The sequence below is a fragment of the Bradyrhizobium rifense genome, from assembly GCF_008123425.1.
GTDB classification, from domain to species: domain Bacteria; phylum Pseudomonadota; class Alphaproteobacteria; order Rhizobiales; family Xanthobacteraceae; genus Bradyrhizobium; species Bradyrhizobium rifense.
This window is the reverse complement of the sequence record NZ_VSSS01000013.1, coordinates 11,592-28,128: the sequence shown is the minus strand read 5'-3', so window position 1 is coordinate 28,128 and position 16,537 is coordinate 11,592. Positions and strand designations below refer to the sequence as shown.

The following is a 16,537-nucleotide window of genomic DNA, read 5'->3' as shown; positions in this document are numbered from 1 at the left end:
TTCTTTCTTCTCCCCTCATGTCCGCCGAAGCCTTGACGAAGGCGGATGCGAGAGAAGGTGCATCGGCGACCTTGGGCCGCCGGTTGCGACGGGCGCCGATATTTTGCATCGGCTATCGCGCTGAAATTGAACTGCTCGCGAGCACCATCAAGGGGCGCGTTTCTCGATTGAACGGTGCCGGCGCACCGGCATTGTGCAAGCCACGTCAGCATACTTGCCCCGATACGGTCCCGGATATCTCGAAATTTCCGATGTTCACGCTCGCCATCGGGGTTAAGCTGACAGCCACTTTCAGAAATCCATTACGACGCGGACTGACCGACCAATTCTATAAGACACTTTGCAAATCGTATTGTCCGCGCCTCACGCAAGCGAGGTTGCCATGGACCAAGATTTTCATCAGGAAATTGACCGCCGAGCACGACAGCATTGTTCGATAGCAGCACATCATCATAACCGTCGTCTCTTGACCACGATGTTCTGCGCCGTGTGCATCTTCCAGTTCGCGACTGAAGCTGGTGCGCAATGCAGCGCACGAGATGTGTTGCAGAACCAGTTGAAGCTGAAGACGGCTTCCTCAAGTCATGCACAGATCACGCCAGTCAGATCAATTGCCGATCTCCCGGTGTGGAAGAGGATTACTCTCGGCAGTTATTCAAATTCGCTCACCCTTCGAAACGCCCTGGACGCAATCGGCTGCCACGTCGGAGGATCGGCTGCGGAAATCCTCGCTCGGCCGGCCTTCATCGTAAGTACGATAAGAAAGGAAGTGGATCTCGTCACTGTGTCGGCGGCCGCACTCGGCTTTGAGACGGACACTATGACCTTGGCCGCAATCTACGAGCGCGCCAAGCGGCTGGGTCTGGGGATTGCCGCAGCGGAGGTCGGTCCTCAGTTGAGGCTTCAATATCTCGACCAGCCCTTGGGCGAATTTCTCGTCATTGGAATGGACCCGATCAAGACCTGGAGCGGCGAGGAGGCCATTCTGAATGTAGCCAATGGCGGAGCCGGCCTCATCCTCATAGGCCAGGATGGCAGTGCCGGCGCCGCGATATCAGTGACCTCTCGCTTCGTATTCGAGCGGCCGACCGAAGCGGTGCTGGTTGACCAGCTTGAGCAGGACGCGGCATTCCTGCCGCCATGAGCACGAACGCGAGCAGCTCCTCGATCGGTATGAACGCGCAAATGATGCGCACAACACGCGCTCCTCACGCGCCCCGATGCGGACGGTGCAACGATGGATCACACTTTGCGGTAACGAAGACTTTATCGGCATCTCAGATTGCGCGTCGCACTCGTTGATATGGATCAACCGTTGTTGCAACAGCGAACGACAAACGTGCGCGCGTTGTCTCTTCTGCAACGGAGAAAGCCCATGAAGCATGTAAGAAAGATTGCCCTAGCTGCTTGCGCCTTCTCGTCTGCGGCGCTGCTCTCCTTTGCCTGGTCCGAGCAAAGCGGTCTCTCGCTATCGGTCGAGAGCGCCCAGGCGCGGGTCGGTCGTCCTCTGACGCCCGTCAGTGTCGCCGGCGTTGCGCGTCGACAGACGCGACGGGGCGTGTATGGAGCAGGCGCAGTCGCGGCAGGCGCCGTCGCGGTCGGCACGGCGGCAGCGGTCGCGGCGACATCACCTTACGGGGGATGGGGAAGCCCCTATTACAGCGATCCAGGCTACTCTTCTGGTAGCGGACCTTACGCGGCATACGGCTACTCTCGGGAGGACTGGCGGAGACGAAACGGCATGGTCTGCGAGCCCGGCACGATAACCAAAATGGACGACGGCCGGATGTACCGCTGCCAGTAACCCGGCTCGCGGCGCGGCAACAGAAGGCCCCGGTCGACGCCGGGGCCTTGCAGCATCAGTGCCGAGTGACAAGCGTTAGAAACGCTGGCATACCGGGCCATCATCCAACCGATGGATCCCGCTTATGCTCCGATCGCACTCCGCTTCCTCGCTCACTGGTTCCTTGATCGCCTCGCTCTGGCTCGCCTGTGCCGCAACTGCGGCGCATGCCGAGCCGATGGCCGAGGTTCACGCGCTGGCGCAGAAGGAGCAGCAGCCGCTGCTCGACACGCTGCGCGATCTCGTCAGCATCGAATCCGGCAGCAAGGATTTCGAGGGCCTGAACCTGATCGCAGGCCGCGTGGCCGACCAGCTCAAGCAGATCGGCGGCACGGTGGAGATCCTGCAGCCCACCGACATCTATCGCCTCGACGACACGCCGGAGAAGATCGGCCCGGCCGTGCACGCCGTCTTCAAGGGCACCGGAGCTAAGAAGATCATGCTGATCGCCCATATGGACACGGTGTACCTGAAGGGCATGCTGAAGGACCAGCCGTTCCGCATCGACGGCGACAAGGCCTACGGCCTCGGCATTGCCGACGACAAGCAGGGCGTCGCCCTCATTCTCCACACTGTGGCGATGCTGCAGAAGCTGAATTTCAAGGACTATGGCACGCTCACGGTGCTCACCAACGGCGATGAAGAGATCTCCTCGCCCGGCTGGCGCAGCACCATCACCAAATTCGCCGCCGATCAGGACGTCGTGTTCTCGTTCGAGGGCGGCGGCACCGACGGCACGCTGCGGCTCGCCACCAGCGGCATCGGCTCGGCCTATCTCACGGTGACCGGCAAGTCCTCGCATGCGGGCGCGCGGCCCGAGGGCGGCATCAATGCGCTCTACGAGCTCTCGCACCAGGTGCTGCAGATGAAGGACCTGTCAAAGCCCGAGCAGGGCCTGAAGCTGAACTGGACGGTCTCCAAGGCCGGCACCAACCGCAACGTGATCCCTGCCGAAGCCACGGCCCAGGCCGATGCGCGCGCGCTCAAGGTGTCGGATTTCGACGAGTTGGAGAAGGCGCTGCAGGACAAGATCAAGAATCGCCTGCTGCCCGATTCCAAGGTCGAGCTGAAGTTCGAGGTGCGCCGTCCGCCGCTGGAAGCCAACGACGCCTCGCGCCGCGTCGCGGCCTACGGCAAGACGATCTACGGGGAGATCGGGATGCCCCTCAAGGTCGACGAGAAGGCGACCGGCGGCGGCACCGACGCCGCGTTTGCCGCGCTCAAGGCCAAGGGCGCCGTGGTCGAAGGCATGGGCCTGTCGGGCTTCGGCGCGCATTCCAACGACGCCGAATATGTGAAGCTCGACACCATCGTGCCGCGTCTCTACCTGACCACGCGCATGATCATGGATCTGTCCACCGGCAAGCTGAAATAGCGGTCAGCTTCGGTCGGGGGCGGAGGAACTCTCCTCCGCCAACCTGAACCGCAGCGTGAACTCGGCGCCGCCGCCGGGGAGATTGTCCACCGCAACCGTTGCGGCGTGATCGTCGGCGACGCCGCGCACGATCGAAAGCCCCAGGCCCGCGCCGTCGCTGCGCTGGCGATCCCGGCGCCAGAAACGCTGGAAGATCAGCTCGCGTTCGGCTTCCGTGACGCCCGGGCCGCAATCGCGCACGCGCACCGAACCATCGTCGCCGACCTCGACGTCGACCGAGGTCTCCTGTGCGGTGAACTTGATGGCGTTTTCGGCGAGGTTGAAGACCGCGCGCTGGAGCATCTCGGAATTGCCGTGGATCATCACCGGCGCGTCGGCGCCCCGGAGCGCGATGTCCTTGTGCTGGGCGATCGCGAACGGCGCGATCGCGCCCACGACTTCGGCGCAGACAGCGCGCAGATCGGCGGTCTCGCCGGGATCGAGCACCAGCGTATCGAGTTCGGCGATCTCCAGGAGCTGGGCGACGATCCGGCTCATGCCTTCGATGTCGTCATGCAGCGCCTGCCTTGCGGCGCCATCGCCAAGCGTCTCGATCCGCGTCCGCAGGATCGCAAGCGGCGTGCGCAGTTGATGGGCGGCGTCGGCCGTGAACTGGCGCTGCACGCGAAAACCGTCCTCGAGGCGATCCAGCGCCTGGTTGACGGCGGTGACGAGCGGCATGATCTCGCGCGGAATCTGCTCCGTCGGCAGGCGGACGTCGGTACGCGACGGGCCGATATTGCTGGCTTCCTCCGAAGCCATCCACAACGGCGCGATGGCGCGGCGGAAGATGATGATATCGATGGCGAGCAGGATCAGGAGAATGGGGATGGTGATCCAGCCGACCCGGCGGAAGAAGTTGGACACGATGTCGTCGGTGATGACGTCGCGATGCGACAGATCTTCCGCCACCTGAATGCGAACAATGGTGTCGCCGATCGTCTGGGTCACATCGGCGCCGGAAATCGAATCTGACTCCACGTCACCGGTCTTCTTGTGCGACGAGAACAGCAGGCGGCCGTCGGCGTCGCGGATGTCGTACTGATAGCGGCCATAGGCTTCCGAATAGAGACCGCGAAGGCTCTCGGGCAGATTGAATGTCACCTTGCCGTCTGGCCGGACCGCGATACGCTCGGCCAGCGTCTCGGCCTGGGCGCGCATCGCAGCGCGATGCAGCTGATCGATCTCGGAGTTCAGCAGCCAGAACAACACCAGCGGCAGGAAGATCGCCACCACCGCGATCGCGATGATGTGCAGGAACACGATGCGCGAGATCAGCGATTTGAACGATGGCCTGGTGAACAACCCGGCGGCGGCCAATTTATTTCTCCTCGGCCATCATGTAGCCGACGCCGCGGATGGTGTGGATCACGACCTTGGCGCCATGCTCGGCAAGTTGCTTGCGCAGCCGGGAGACATACACCTCGACCGCGTTGGAGGCGACCTCGCCCTCGAGCCCGAAGATGTGATCTTCGACGTTCTTCTTCGGCACCACCCGCCCCTGCCGGCGCAGCAGGATCTCCAGCACCGAGGTCTCGCGCGACGAGATGATCCGCGGCTTGTCGTCGATGAATATCTGGCGGCTTTCGGTATCGTAGACGAGATTGGCGAGCCGCAGCGAGCGGCCGAGCAACTGGCCCGGACGACGCAGGATCGCCTCAAGCCGTGCCACCAGCTCCTCCATCGCGAACGGCTTTGCCAGGTAGTCGTCGGCACCGCTGCGCAGGCCGTTGACGCGGTCCTGCACGCCCCCGCGCGCGGTCAGTACCAGCACCGGCAGCGGTTCCATCTGCCGCCGCAGCTCGCGCAACACCGACAGGCCGTCGCCGTCGGGCAGGCCGAGATCGAGGATCATCGCGGCGTAGGTGACGTTGTGCACCGCCTCGCGCGCCTCCTCGGTGCTGCCAACGATGTCGCTCTCATAGCCGGCCGCCGCCAGCCCGCTGGCCACGAGCCGCGACAGCTCGACATTGTCCTCGACGATCAGAAGACGCATTCCTTAACGCCCGATATTCGGCCGGTCGCCGCCACGACAGGGATTGAAGTTGTGTCCCTGCTCTCTTCCACCATTCGGCAGCGTTCGGCCAGCAAAAAACGCGTGCTGGCCGGCCCCGCCATTCGGTGCCAGCCGTCAGATCCATGTAAGCTTGGATGACGGTCAGCCGCGCGACCCGGGGCGTCGTCCGGATGTTCCGTTTCCGATCGGTGGTCCGCGCTAATTCTCGGCAGGCGCCCGCCACATCGGATATTTCGGGCCGCCATAGTAGCGCATCGCTTGCTGATCCGATGCGTTGCTCGCGGCGCCGAGATCGCTCACGCAGCCGGCAAGGCAAGCGCCGAGCCCTGCGAGAGCGATCATCATCGCGACTTTCCGACCTAGCCGTTGAGCGGTCATGCCGTCTCCTCCCACAGACGCGTCAGTACTTCGCGACCACCGCGTTGCCGCCGAACTTGAAGTCGAGTCCGAGTGTCACCACCGAATAGGTGTTGGCGACCGTATAAGGCAGCGCACCGTTGGTCGGCGCATCGCGGTGGAAGGTGCCGAGATCGAGATAGCGATACTCGAACTTCCCGATCAGATTGTCGGTGATCGCATAGGCGATGCCGCCGCCGGCAGCGAGACCGCTGCGTGTTGCCTTGAACGTGTCGACGCCAAAGCCCGGATTGGTGTTGGTGTGGGTCAGCTCGCCATAAGCCCAGCCGCCGGTGAAGAACAGCAGCAGCCGATCGACCGCGATGCCGCCGCGCGCCCGCAGCGTACCGCCCCAGCCGAGCTTGGTCGCGTCGTCCCAGCCGAGCGCGAAATTATCGCCGCCCTTGATGTTCGAGCCGAAGCCGTCCGCCTCGACGCCAACCACAATGCTGCCGCTCTGCCACTGGTAGCCGACCTCGCCGCCGCCAAGGCCACCGGTCGATTCGTAGTTCGCCGTGAAATTGGCAAAGCCCGCCGGACCGGTCGCGTTATTGACGTTGTGATTGCCGAGACCCCAGCCGCCGAAGACGCCGACGTAGAAGCCGGACCAGTCGTAAGCCGGCGCCGCCATCGGTGGCGCCTTGCCGTNNGGAAGATCGGCGCCGAGCGCCGGCGACATCGCCCCCAATGCGCAAAGCGCGACGGTCGTGAGGATGAGTTTCTTCATAGCTTGCCCCTGTCGAATGTGTGTCCCGCGATGCGGGCGGCGCCTCGCGCGCCAGCCCGCGCGCAGGATCAGAAGTGGATGATGATGTCAGCCGAACCGATGACGGCGGTCTTCTTGTTCGGCGCGATGCCGAGGTTCGAATTGCCGTTGAACGCAGGTGCATCCAGAGCACGATAGATCGACACTTCCGGCCGCATCTCGATCTGCGGCGAGAACCAGTGCTGCCAGCCGAGACCAGTCTCGACGTAACGGGTCTTTACACCGGTGCGCTGTCCCTGCTTGTCGTCGAACCACTCGAGGCGATACGAGATGTTGTCCAGCTTCGTCGGGCTGTAGTTCACATAGGTCAGGAACGTCTGCACCGAGGCGGTGCACGACAACTGGGTCGTGTTGCCGCAATGCGCGCCGAACGGCGCGTTCCACGGCATCACATCGAGCGAGAACGGCGTTCCGCTCGCGACGAGCGCGACCGAGGCCGGATTGTCGAGATTGAGAACGTTGTTCTGGTGCTCGTTGTAGGTCTCGAACGAGATGTGCCACTGGTCGTTGAACTTGTGATAATAGGTCAACCCGTACCATTGGAGGTTATTGTAGCCCCAGGTGCCGTTGTTGATTCCGTTCGCGACGACGTAGACGCCGTCATTGCCGCTGTCGGTAACATAGCGGACGCCGGCACTGAAGGAGGGTTGCGCGCCGGGATCCTTCAGCATGGTCGAGTCGGGAAACAACGGATTGGGGTTCGCGTTGGCGATCTTGGCGCCCACATGCCACGGCATCGCTTCCGTTCCCACCGAGACGCTGCCCTGGACCATCCAGTTCTTGTTGAGCGAGAGCGAGGCGTTGATGCCCGTGTTCGTGTAATTGTCGAACGTATACGTCATGGAGTGCGTATACATATAATTGTTCGGCGCGAGCTGTGCCTCGATGTCGGGAATCGAGATGTAGCGGCCGAACCGGAGCAGCAGGCCGTCGGCAAGGTACGGAATGAAGACCTCGCCATAGGCCATCGGCATGTCGTAGCCGTAATTCTTGTTCTGCTGGAGCAGTTGGTTGCTCCACAGGCCGTACGCGGTCGTGTAGCGATAATTCTCGCCATAGATCGGAGCGATGCGGAAGCCCCAGTCGACATGATCCTTCTGGACCGTGTCAGGCAGGCGCTCGATATAGACGACAGCCTGATCGAGCTGCACCGTATTCGGATTGTAGTCATACGCTGCCGGCGAGTTGCCGCCGCGAACGGTGTTGTTGCTGAGGTTTCCGCCGGCATTGATCCAGCCATACACCTGGACGTGCGCATCGTTCATCGCCTGCCCGACCGAAGTATTGCCCAGCGCACTCATCAGCGGGCTGTCGATCGAATTCGGACGCGTGACGCCGATCGCCGTCGCACCGCCATAGGGCCATTCGGTGAACGGCATCGGCGGAATGCTCTGCGGTGTCGCCGGCCAGGCGTCACGGCGCGAGGCCGGTGCCTTGGGATCTGAGGGCGCTGAGTCCTTGCCCCATTCGAGACGGTAGTAGTTGACGAACCGGGTGAAGAAGTCGCTGCCGAGATAGGAGTCCAGGCAGCCGTAATTCTTGTACGGATCGCAGAACGTCTTGCCCGCCGGCGGAAGCGTGTCGCCCGCATTGGCGGCGCCGCCCATCCCCATCATCGCGACCAGCGATGCGCCTGCCAGAAGATACTTTCTCATCATATTGCCCCAAGCTGTTGGTACCGACGCCTTCAAGGCGCTCTTTCGGTTTGGTTAAGCTTGGAGTCATCCTTCGTGCGGGGCGCAGAAAAAGGCGATACGGATTGCCGCGGGCGTTCGTTAAAATAAAATAGCGCAACGACGCGCTTCTTTGTCGTTTGCACGTGAACTGATCAATTGCTTGCGCGGTTTGCCCAAAGCGTCGGCGGAATCGTGGAGATTTCGCGGACGAACGATGTCGCAGCGCAAACGTTCATGCGAGCTGTGTCATTTCTGTCATAGTCGTTCGAAGTGTCTGCCCGACTTGAACGCAAATGCGATCGCGCCACGCAACGCGGCTATTATTTTGCTACGCGGGCGGGCCGGATTGTTGATCGAAGATTTATGGCCGGACTCGCTAGTGTTCTCGCACGGGCTAGACTCTGCTTTGCGAGGTTCGACCATGGAAGCCGTGACTCATGCTGCGCGCGTCACAGGCAGTCCCTTGCGGGACGATATTGCCACTGACCTTGCGTTTCTGCCCGGGACATTGACGGGGCAATGCCGCAGCCTGATCGAATCGTATCACGAGGTTCACGGCTTCGCGTCGCTGCCGAACATGCTCTGGCAGTTTCGCATGGGGCCTCTGATCGAGCGCCACAAGGAGCTTCGGCAGGTGCTGCGCAAGGCATCGACCACGCGTAGCGCCAAGAAGGCCAATGAAGGCTTTGTCCAGATCGCGAGCACGATTCTCGCGCTGGAAATCCTGGCAAGCAGCTTTGCCGGCTGGAACGCCATCTATCCGGTCGCAGGCGAAGCCGCGCGCGACGTGCTCCAGCGCAACGCGCACGGGTCGCACATGCCGCTGATGGATTTCTATCTCTATCCGCCGAAGCAGATCAGCGCGGCCGCCATTGCCACGCTCGCGCCTCCAGCCAGCCGGTCGCATGACGAGCCGGGCCTTTACCACGCGTCGCGGCCCGAGTTGTCGGGCGAGCGGCGCGCGCTTCAATATGCCAGCATGGTGCTCGACTCAGTAGATCTACGGAGCTGAACGGCTATTACTTTTTTATTTCCGCTCGCATTCAACGACATAGATTTTCTACGCCGATCCGGCTCATCGTCGGCCTGCTGGGTAAGTTGACGACATCGCGGGGTGGATTTGCGCTCTGAGCTGATCCGCTGCGGGGCACCAACCAGCTCTCGCAGGGATCATTGATGTCCTTCCCTGAAGGCACGCACGTACTTTGATTGTAAACCTTCCACTTGGCCGCATGCCTTCAACGGCGAGCATGCGGGCGACCAGACCTGACGTTGGAGCCGGCCGCCTCATGGCGGCGGACGAGCGTCGGCGGCCGCGCGCGCTTTGGCGTACGGTGTCGCCTCTCCTGCTTTCGGTTCTCGGCGTTGCCCTGTTCACGGTGCCCCTGCTTGCGTTCAGCCAGAGCGTTGCCACCAGCCTGGTGCCGATCGCCTATCTCATCCCGGTGATCTTCGCGGCGACCAGATGGGGCATCTGGCCTGCCATGGTGGCATCGATCGCAGCGATGGCGGCCGCGGATTTCTTTTTCTTCGCTCCGCTCTACAGCTTTCGTGTCGACGATCCGCAGGAGGCGGTCGATCTGTTGCTGTTCCTGATCGTGTCGCTGGTCAGCAGCAATCTGGCATCCCGGCTGCGCCAGGAGACCGAACGGCTCCGTCGGAGCGAGAAGGACATGCAGGCTCTCTACGATTTCTCACGGAGGCTCGCGTCCTGTTTTACCATCGCCGACCTGATCGCGGCCATTCAGCAGCATTTTGCGCTCGCCTTCGGTCATCCCGCCACCTTCTTCGTGACGACGTCCGATGGCCACATCGAACCGCCGGATTCACGCTTCGCGCCCCCCAAGGTGCAATCGGGCGCGGCCGCCATGAATTCCGGCGTCGGACCGATGTCGCGGACGATCGTCGACGAGACCAGAAGCGAGCTCTGGCTGCTGCGTGCGATCTCTTCCGACGATACCATTCACGGCGTCATCGCGGTCAATATCGGGCCCGGCTCGCAGCAGGCGATCGCAACCCGGACGCGGCGGATCGAAGCCATCCTCGATGAGACCGCCCTGACGCTGCAACGCCTGGACATCGGCAAGGCCATGGAGAGCGCAAGGCTGCATTTGCAGGGACAATTGCTGCGGGACGCCTTCCACGGCACTCTGTCCCACGAACTCTGCTCGCCGCTGGCCGCGATCCAGGGATCGGCAAGCGTTCTCGATTCGATTCCCGCAATCCGCAGCGATCCCCGCATGCGCGCGCTGGTCGACGCGATCTCCGACGAGACGGCCCAACTCGATGGCTACATCCGGAACCTGCTGAGCGCGACCCGTGTCACAGCGGGCGGGCTGAGCCCACGTCTCGAATGGGCCGACCCAAGAGATATCGTGAATGGCGCCGCCAGACGGCGCGGGCGCCGGCTCGACGCACACCGGATCGAGATCACCTTTGCCGATGATCTGCCGCTGCTCCATCTCGATTCCGGATTGATCGAGGAAGCCTGCGGCCAGATCCTCGAGAACGCTGCAAAATACTCGCCGTCCGGCTCGACCATATCGGTCGACGTCAGGCCGGAGCCGGAGCGCGTGATCATCCGCGTCTCCGACCGGGGCGTCGGCATCACCCAGGACGAGCAGGGAAAGCTCGGGCGCCGGTCGTTCCGCGGGGCGCGGCACCAGGCTTCCGTGCCTGGCTCCGGCCTCGGCTTCTGGATCGCGTCGACCTTTGTGCATGCCCATGGCGGAACGATCTCCGTGAAAAGCCGGGGACAGGGGCAAGGGACTGCCGTCACCATCGCCCTGCCAGCGGCCGCGCCCTCACCCGAATCGATGGCATTCCATGAGTAAGCCCGCAAACGTGGTTCTCCTGATCGACGATGAACCGAAGATCAGGCGCTTCCTGCGCGCCGGCTTCGAGCTCAACGGCTTTGTCGTGCTCGAAGCCGAGAACGCCACCGAAGCCCTGAAGATCGCGACGTTCAGCGCGCCGGATCTCATCGTTCTCGATCTCGCGCTTCCGGACCTCCACGGCGCCGAAGTGCTCGAACGGATCCGCGCCTGGTCGAACATCCCGATCATCATTCTCTCCGTCGCCGCAGGCGAGGACGACAAGGTTCGGCTGCTGCAGGCCGGCGCCGACGATTATGTCGTCAAGCCGTTCGGCATGGCCGAGCTGCTCGCACGCAGTGAAGCCGCGCTGCGACGCTATTTCAAATCGGCGACTGAAAATCCGGTCGTCGTCGCCGGCCCGCTCTCGGTCGACCTCGTGACGCGCACGGTGTCGCTGAACCAGAGCCTGGTGCGCCTGACGCGGAAGGAATACCGGCTGCTGCACGTGCTCGCCATGCATGTCGGCCTCGTCGTCACCCACGACCAGTTGCTCAAGGATATCTGGAGCGGCAATCAGCGCGACAATATCCAGTACCTGCGCATTCTCGTGCGCAAGCTGCGCCAGAAGATCGAGAGCGACCCGAACCAGCCCCGCCTGCTGATCACGGAATCGGGCGTGGGATACCGGCTTCAGAACCGGTTCGATCCCGTGCCCGTCGCCGATCGGGTGAGCTGACGCTCCGCCCTCGTCTCTTTCAGACAATGCCGCACACGCAGATCACCAATGCACGGCGCGATGCGTACGGCGCAGGCAACGGCGCTGTGCGGTCGACCGGCTTTTGTTCAATCGGGCATCGGCGCGCGTCCGGCGCTATCATTTCTGTATTTATATCGCCCGTTCCTTCTATCGAAACCAGATGAGCGGACCGCTAGTACTGATTTGGGGCAACCACAGTGACGTCGCACTGTCAGGTTGACGTCAGTTGGGCTTGCTAACAAGATTTCCGTCCGCCGCGATCGCTTCACGCCGCGCGCATTGCGCAGCGGTCCAGCCGATCGAGAGCACGGACATCCGAAGCGGATCAAACGGGGCTCTGTGATGGCATTTCGCATCAAGCATGCGGGCATGACGGCCAGCGTTGCGGCAATGGCCGCCATCGCCGGCGGCGCCTGGTTTCTGACGCACACCGGCGAAGTGCGCTCCGCCAAGGCGGCGCAACCGACAGCCGCCAGCGATGTCGATATCGCGCAGCAGACCATCACCATGACTGACAAGCAGGCCGACGCGTTCAAGGTCCTGGCCGCCGAGCCGCGCGCCTTCCGCGTGATCAAACAGGCCGTCGGCTCGATCGACTTCAACCAGAACATGCTGGTGCAGGTGTTCACGCCAAATCCCGGCAAGATCGTCGACACCTTCTTCAACGTCGGCGATACCGTCGCAAAGGGCGCGACGCTGTTCACCATCGACAGCCCCGATTTGCTCCAGGCCGAATCCACGCTGCTGGCCGCGGCCGGCGTGCTGGAGCTGCAAGGCCGCACGCTGACGCGCGTAAAACAGCTGCTGAAGACCGGCGGCGGCGCGCAGAAGGACGTCGACCAGGCCATCTCCGACCAGCAGACCGCCGAAGGCAATTACAAAGCCGCGCGCGACGCCGTGCGCATCTTCGGCAAAACCGACGAGGAGATCGATCGCATCGTCGCCGATCGCAAGGTCGATTCCATCCTGATCGTGCCGAGCCCGATTGCGGGCCAGATCGTCACGCGCAACGCCGCACCTGGTCTCTACGTCCAGCCCGGCAATGCGCCGGCGCCCTACTCGCTCGCCGATCTCTCGACGATGTGGATGGTCGCCAACGTCATCGAGACCGACGCACCTTCCTACCGCATCGGCCAGTCCGTCGCCGTCAGCGTTCCCGCCTATCCGGGCGAGGTGTTTCGCGGCCATGTCACGACGCTGGGGCTGAACATCGACCCCACCACCCACCGTCAGCTAGTCCGCTCGGTGATCGAGGATCCCGCGCAAAAACTGCGCGCCGGCATGCTGGCCGGCTTCTCGATCGAGACCGGGGGACCGAAGCAGTCGGTCGCCGTGCCCACCGACGCCGTGGTGCGCGAGGGCGACGGCACCATGACGGTGTGGGTCACGCCCGACCGCCATCGCTTCGAGCGGCGCAGCATCACGGTCGGCATCGCGCAAGACGGCTGGTACCAGATCCTCGACGGGCTGAAGCCCGGCGAGCTCGTGGCCTCGAGCGGCGCTATCTTCCTCTCGAACAAGTTTGCCACCGCGGTCACGGGCTGATCGTGGCGTCAATCGCCCCGGCGCGCCGGCTCTGAGCAAGAGATCGTGGTCAAAAGCATTCTCACCTTCGGCCTTACCCGCAGCGCGATCATCGTGCTCGGCCTCGTCGTCTTCTGCGCCGCCGGCCTTGTCGCCTTCAGCAGGTTGAACATCGAGGCCTATCCCAATCCGGCGCCCGTCATCCTGGAGATCACGGCGCAAGCGCCGGGGCTCTCGGCGGAGGAGATGGAGAAGTACTACACCATCCCGATGGAGGTCGGGCTTTACCCGACGCCGGGCGTGGTCAACATCCGCTCGACCTCGTTTTACGGCCTCTCCTTCGTCCGCGTCACCTTCCGCTATGGCGTCGACTATTATTTCGCGCTGACCCAGGCCGCCAACAGCATCCAGCAGAACATCCAGCTGCCGGGAAATCAGGTCCCGACCATCCAGCAGTCGAGCCTGGTCGGCGAGATCTACCGTTACCAGCTGGTCGGCCCGCCGAATTTCGGCCTCACCAACCTCCGCACGCTGCAGGACTACGTCGTCACCCGCCGCCTGATGACGCTGCCCGGCGTGGTGCAGATCAATTCCTGGGGCGGCACCACAAAGCAGTTCAACGTCGATGCCGATTTGCAAAAGCTCGAAGTCTACAACATCACCGTGCCGCAGCTCGTCACCGCGCTCGGCAACGCCAACGTCAATGTCGGCGGCCGCGAGATCGCGATCGGCCAGCAATCGGTCAATATCCGCGGCATCGGCCTGATCGATTCCGGCGGCGCCGACGACGTCACCAAGGGCTACAAGGTCGCCGATATCGAGAACATCGTGCTGACCCAGTCGAACGGCCTGCCGATCCAGATCAAGGACGTCGCCAAGGTTACGGTCGGCTTCGTCCCGCGGCTCGGCATTGCCGGCAAGGACAAGCAGGACGACATCGCCGCCGCCATCGTCGTCATGGGCCGCACCCAGCACACCAACGAGATCATCCCGAAGGTCGAGGAAGAGGTCGCCAGGATCAACAGCGACGGCACGCTGCCACCGGGCGTCAAGGTCGTGCCCTATTACGACCGCTCCTCGCTGGTCGGCGTCACCACCCACACGGTGCTGCACAATCTCGTGTTCGGCTGCCTGCTCGTGTTTATCATCCAGTGGGTGTTTCTGGGCGATCTGCGCAGCGCGCTGATCGTCTCCGCCAACATCCCCTTCGCGCTGTTCTTTGCCATCATCATCCTGGTGCTGCAGGGCGAGGACGCCAATCTGCTGTCGCTCGGCGCGGTCGATTTCGGCATCATCGTCGATTCCGCCGTGATCATGATGGAGAACATTTTTCGCAACTTCCAATCGAGTCCGGACAGCCGGGCGCGGGTCCTGCAAAATCTCGCGGAAGGCTATTGGGGCGCGGATCCGACTGCGCCGACCCACGGCCAGCCGACCATTGCGCGCTGGACCGAGCGGCTCAGGATGATCTTCGTCAGCGCGCTCCAGGTCCACAAGGCGGTGTTCTTCACCGCCGCGATCACGGTGACCGCCTTCGTGCCACTGTTCACGATGCAGGGCGTCGAGGGCCAGATCTTTGGGCCGATGGCCCGCACCTACGGCTATGCGCTCGCCGGCGCACTTCTGGCGACCTTTACCGTCACTCCGGTGCTCGCCTCCCTGCTGTTGCCGGAGCACATCGAGGAAACCGAGACGGCGATCGTGCGCGCTCTGCGCCGTGCCTATACGCCGGTGCTGCGCTGGGCGCTCGGCAGCGTGAAGCTCGCCGTCATCGTCGGCGCCATTTTCCTCGCGATCTCGACGCTGGCCGCAAGCCGGCTCGGCAGCGAATTCCTGCCGGCGCTGGAGGAAGGCAATTTCTGGATCCGCGCTTCGATGCCGCCGACGATCTCGCTCGACGCCGGCACCGAGGCGACGCGCAAGATGCGCGACATCCTGCTCCGCCATCCCGAGATCATCACCGTGGTCTCGCAGCATGGTCGGCCCGACAACGGCAGCGACGCCTCGGCCTTCTCCAATGTCGAGCTGTTCGCGCCGATCAAGCCGTTCGACGAATGGCCTGAGGGACTGACCAAGGAGAAGCTGACCGAAGAACTCCAGAAGGAGTTCGACGACGAGCTGCCCGGAATCACCTTCAACTTCTCCCAGTACATCCAGGACAACATCGAAGAGGCGCTGTCCGGCGTGAAGGGCGCCAATTCGGTCAAGGTGATCGGCCCGAACCTCGACGTGCTCGAGCAGACCGCGACCAGGATCATGGACGTCATGCGCGACGTGCGCGGCGTCGCCGATCTCGGCGTGTTCCATCTGGTCGGCCAGCCCAATCTCGACATCAAGATCAATCGCGAAAAGGCTGCCCGCTATGGCCTCAACACCGGCGACATCACCGCGGTGGTACAGGCCGCGCTCGGCGGCACCATCGCCACCAACGTGCTGGAGGGCGACCGCACCTTTGCGGTCGCGGTCCGGCTCGATCCAAAGTTCCGCCAGAGCATCGACGCCGTACGCGATCTCAAGGTCGCCTATTCGACACCATCAGGCACCAATGCCTATATCCCCTTGAGCGAGCTCGCCGACATCACGCTCGACACTGGCGCGCTATTCATCTACCGCGAGCGCAGCCAGCGTTACATCCCGATCAAGTTCAGCGTGCGCGGCCGCGATCTCGGCGGCACTGTGGCCGAGGCACAGCAACGCGTCGCCGAGAAGGTGCAGCTTCCGCCGGGCTACCGCATCGTCTGGTCCGGCGAGTTCGACAATCTCGAGGCCGCCAAGGCGCGCCTGATGGTCGTGGTGCCGGTGACGCTACTGTTGATCTTCGTGCTGCTCTACAGCCTGTTCAATTCGGTGCGCGACAGCCTGCTGGCGCTCGCCGGCATCCCCTTCGCGGTCGGCGGCGGGCTGATCGCGCTCTATCTCGCAGGCCTCGATTTCAGCATCTCGGCCGCGATCGGCTTCATCTCGCTGTTCGGCGTCGCGGTGATGGACGGCATCCTCAACATCACCTATTTCCGCGAGCTGCGCGCCTCCGGCATGAGCATCGCGGAGGCCGTGTTCCACGGCGCCGAGCAGCGCATGCGGCCGATGCTGATGACAGCGCTCTCCGCCGGCGTCGGCCTGTTTCCGGCGGCGCTGTCCCACGGCATCGGCAGCCAGGTGCAGCGGCCGCTGGCAACAGTTGTCGTCGGCGGCATGTTCATCGGCCCATTGCTGCTGCTCGTGGTCGCGCCGGCGCTACGCAAGATATTTCTGTCGCGGGAGACAACGCCGTCGCACGAGGACAGCACGGCCGCCTCGCCGCCCGAAGTGGCCCATTAGGATGCGTTGC

The 16,537-nt window shown here is 63.2% G+C and carries 13 protein-coding genes; 8 read left to right on the top strand and 5 right to left on the bottom strand.

Annotated elements, in window-relative coordinates:
• The first annotated feature begins 382 nt into the window (after positions 1 to 382).
• The 3 genes from FXB40_RS06005 to FXB40_RS05995 all read left to right on the top strand — a co-directional run bounded on the left by FXB40_RS06005 (position 383) and on the right by FXB40_RS05995 (position 3,218).
• On the top strand, positions 383 to 1,144 hold the full coding sequence (locus FXB40_RS06005; RefSeq protein WP_347339746.1) for a hypothetical protein: 762 nt from the start codon (positions 383 to 385) through the stop codon (positions 1,142 to 1,144).
• A gap of 231 nt (positions 1,145 to 1,375) precedes the next feature.
• Positions 1,376 to 1,804: a hypothetical protein gene (locus FXB40_RS49000; RefSeq protein WP_246207409.1), complete on the top strand. Its 429-nt coding sequence runs from the start codon at positions 1,376 to 1,378 to the stop codon at positions 1,802 to 1,804.
• Positions 1,805 to 1,928: 124 nt separating this feature from the next.
• Positions 1,929 to 3,218 carry a M20/M25/M40 family metallo-hydrolase gene (locus FXB40_RS05995; protein ID WP_148771286.1) on the top strand — a complete coding sequence of 430 codons (1,290 nt, stop codon included), beginning with the start codon at positions 1,929 to 1,931 and terminating at the stop codon, positions 3,216 to 3,218.
• Positions 3,219 to 3,221: 3 nt separating this feature from the next.
• On the opposite strand, the gene FXB40_RS05990 is transcribed toward FXB40_RS05995, so the two are convergent.
• The 5 genes from FXB40_RS05990 to FXB40_RS05970 all read right to left on the bottom strand — a co-directional run bounded on the left by FXB40_RS05990 (position 3,222) and on the right by FXB40_RS05970 (position 8,091).
• Positions 3,222 to 4,577: a sensor histidine kinase gene (locus FXB40_RS05990; RefSeq protein ID WP_148771285.1), complete on the bottom strand. Its 1,356-nt coding sequence runs from the start codon at positions 4,575 to 4,577 to the stop codon at positions 3,222 to 3,224.
• 1 nt (position 4,578) lies between these two features.
• The gene (locus tag FXB40_RS05985; protein WP_148771284.1) at positions 4,579 to 5,253 is read right to left on the bottom strand and encodes a response regulator transcription factor; all 675 of its coding nucleotides are present in this window, start codon (positions 5,251 to 5,253) and stop codon (positions 4,579 to 4,581) included.
• Between the two features lie 219 nt (positions 5,254 to 5,472).
• Entirely contained in the window at positions 5,473 to 5,652 is a 180-nt protein-coding gene (locus tag FXB40_RS05980) for a hypothetical protein (protein WP_148771283.1), read from the bottom strand.
• A gap of 22 nt (positions 5,653 to 5,674) precedes the next feature.
• On the bottom strand, positions 5,675 to 6,301 hold the full coding sequence (locus FXB40_RS05975) for an outer membrane protein (RefSeq protein ID WP_430646773.1): 627 nt from the start codon (positions 6,299 to 6,301) through the stop codon (positions 5,675 to 5,677).
• A gap of 164 nt (positions 6,302 to 6,465) precedes the next feature.
• Positions 6,466 to 8,091: an outer membrane beta-barrel protein gene (locus FXB40_RS05970; RefSeq protein WP_148771281.1), complete on the bottom strand. Its 1,626-nt coding sequence runs from the start codon at positions 8,089 to 8,091 to the stop codon at positions 6,466 to 6,468.
• Positions 8,092 to 8,533: 442 nt separating this feature from the next.
• On the opposite strand from FXB40_RS05970, the gene FXB40_RS05965 reads away from it, so the two are divergent.
• From FXB40_RS05965 to FXB40_RS05945, 5 genes are all read left to right on the top strand, one after another.
• Positions 8,534 to 9,124, top strand: a complete 591-nt coding sequence (locus FXB40_RS05965; RefSeq protein WP_148771280.1) for a hypothetical protein — start codon at positions 8,534 to 8,536, stop codon at positions 9,122 to 9,124.
• A 277-nt stretch (positions 9,125 to 9,401) separates the two neighbouring features.
• Positions 9,402 to 10,946 (top strand): DUF4118 domain-containing protein, encoded by a 1,545-nt coding sequence (locus FXB40_RS05960; RefSeq protein ID WP_187436691.1) that lies wholly within the window; start codon positions 9,402 to 9,404, stop codon positions 10,944 to 10,946.
• Positions 10,939 to 11,664, top strand: a complete 726-nt coding sequence (locus tag FXB40_RS05955; protein WP_148771278.1) for a response regulator — start codon at positions 10,939 to 10,941, stop codon at positions 11,662 to 11,664. The genes FXB40_RS05960 and FXB40_RS05955 overlap by 8 nt, the downstream gene beginning before the upstream one ends.
• A 363-nt stretch (positions 11,665 to 12,027) precedes the next feature.
• The gene (locus FXB40_RS05950) at positions 12,028 to 13,230 is read left to right on the top strand and encodes an efflux RND transporter periplasmic adaptor subunit (protein ID WP_246207408.1); all 1,203 of its coding nucleotides are present in this window, start codon (positions 12,028 to 12,030) and stop codon (positions 13,228 to 13,230) included.
• Between the two features lie 45 nt (positions 13,231 to 13,275).
• Entirely contained in the window at positions 13,276 to 16,527 is a 3,252-nt protein-coding gene (locus FXB40_RS05945; RefSeq protein ID WP_148771277.1) for an efflux RND transporter permease subunit, read from the top strand.
• The last annotated feature ends 10 nt before the right edge of the window (positions 16,528 to 16,537 follow it).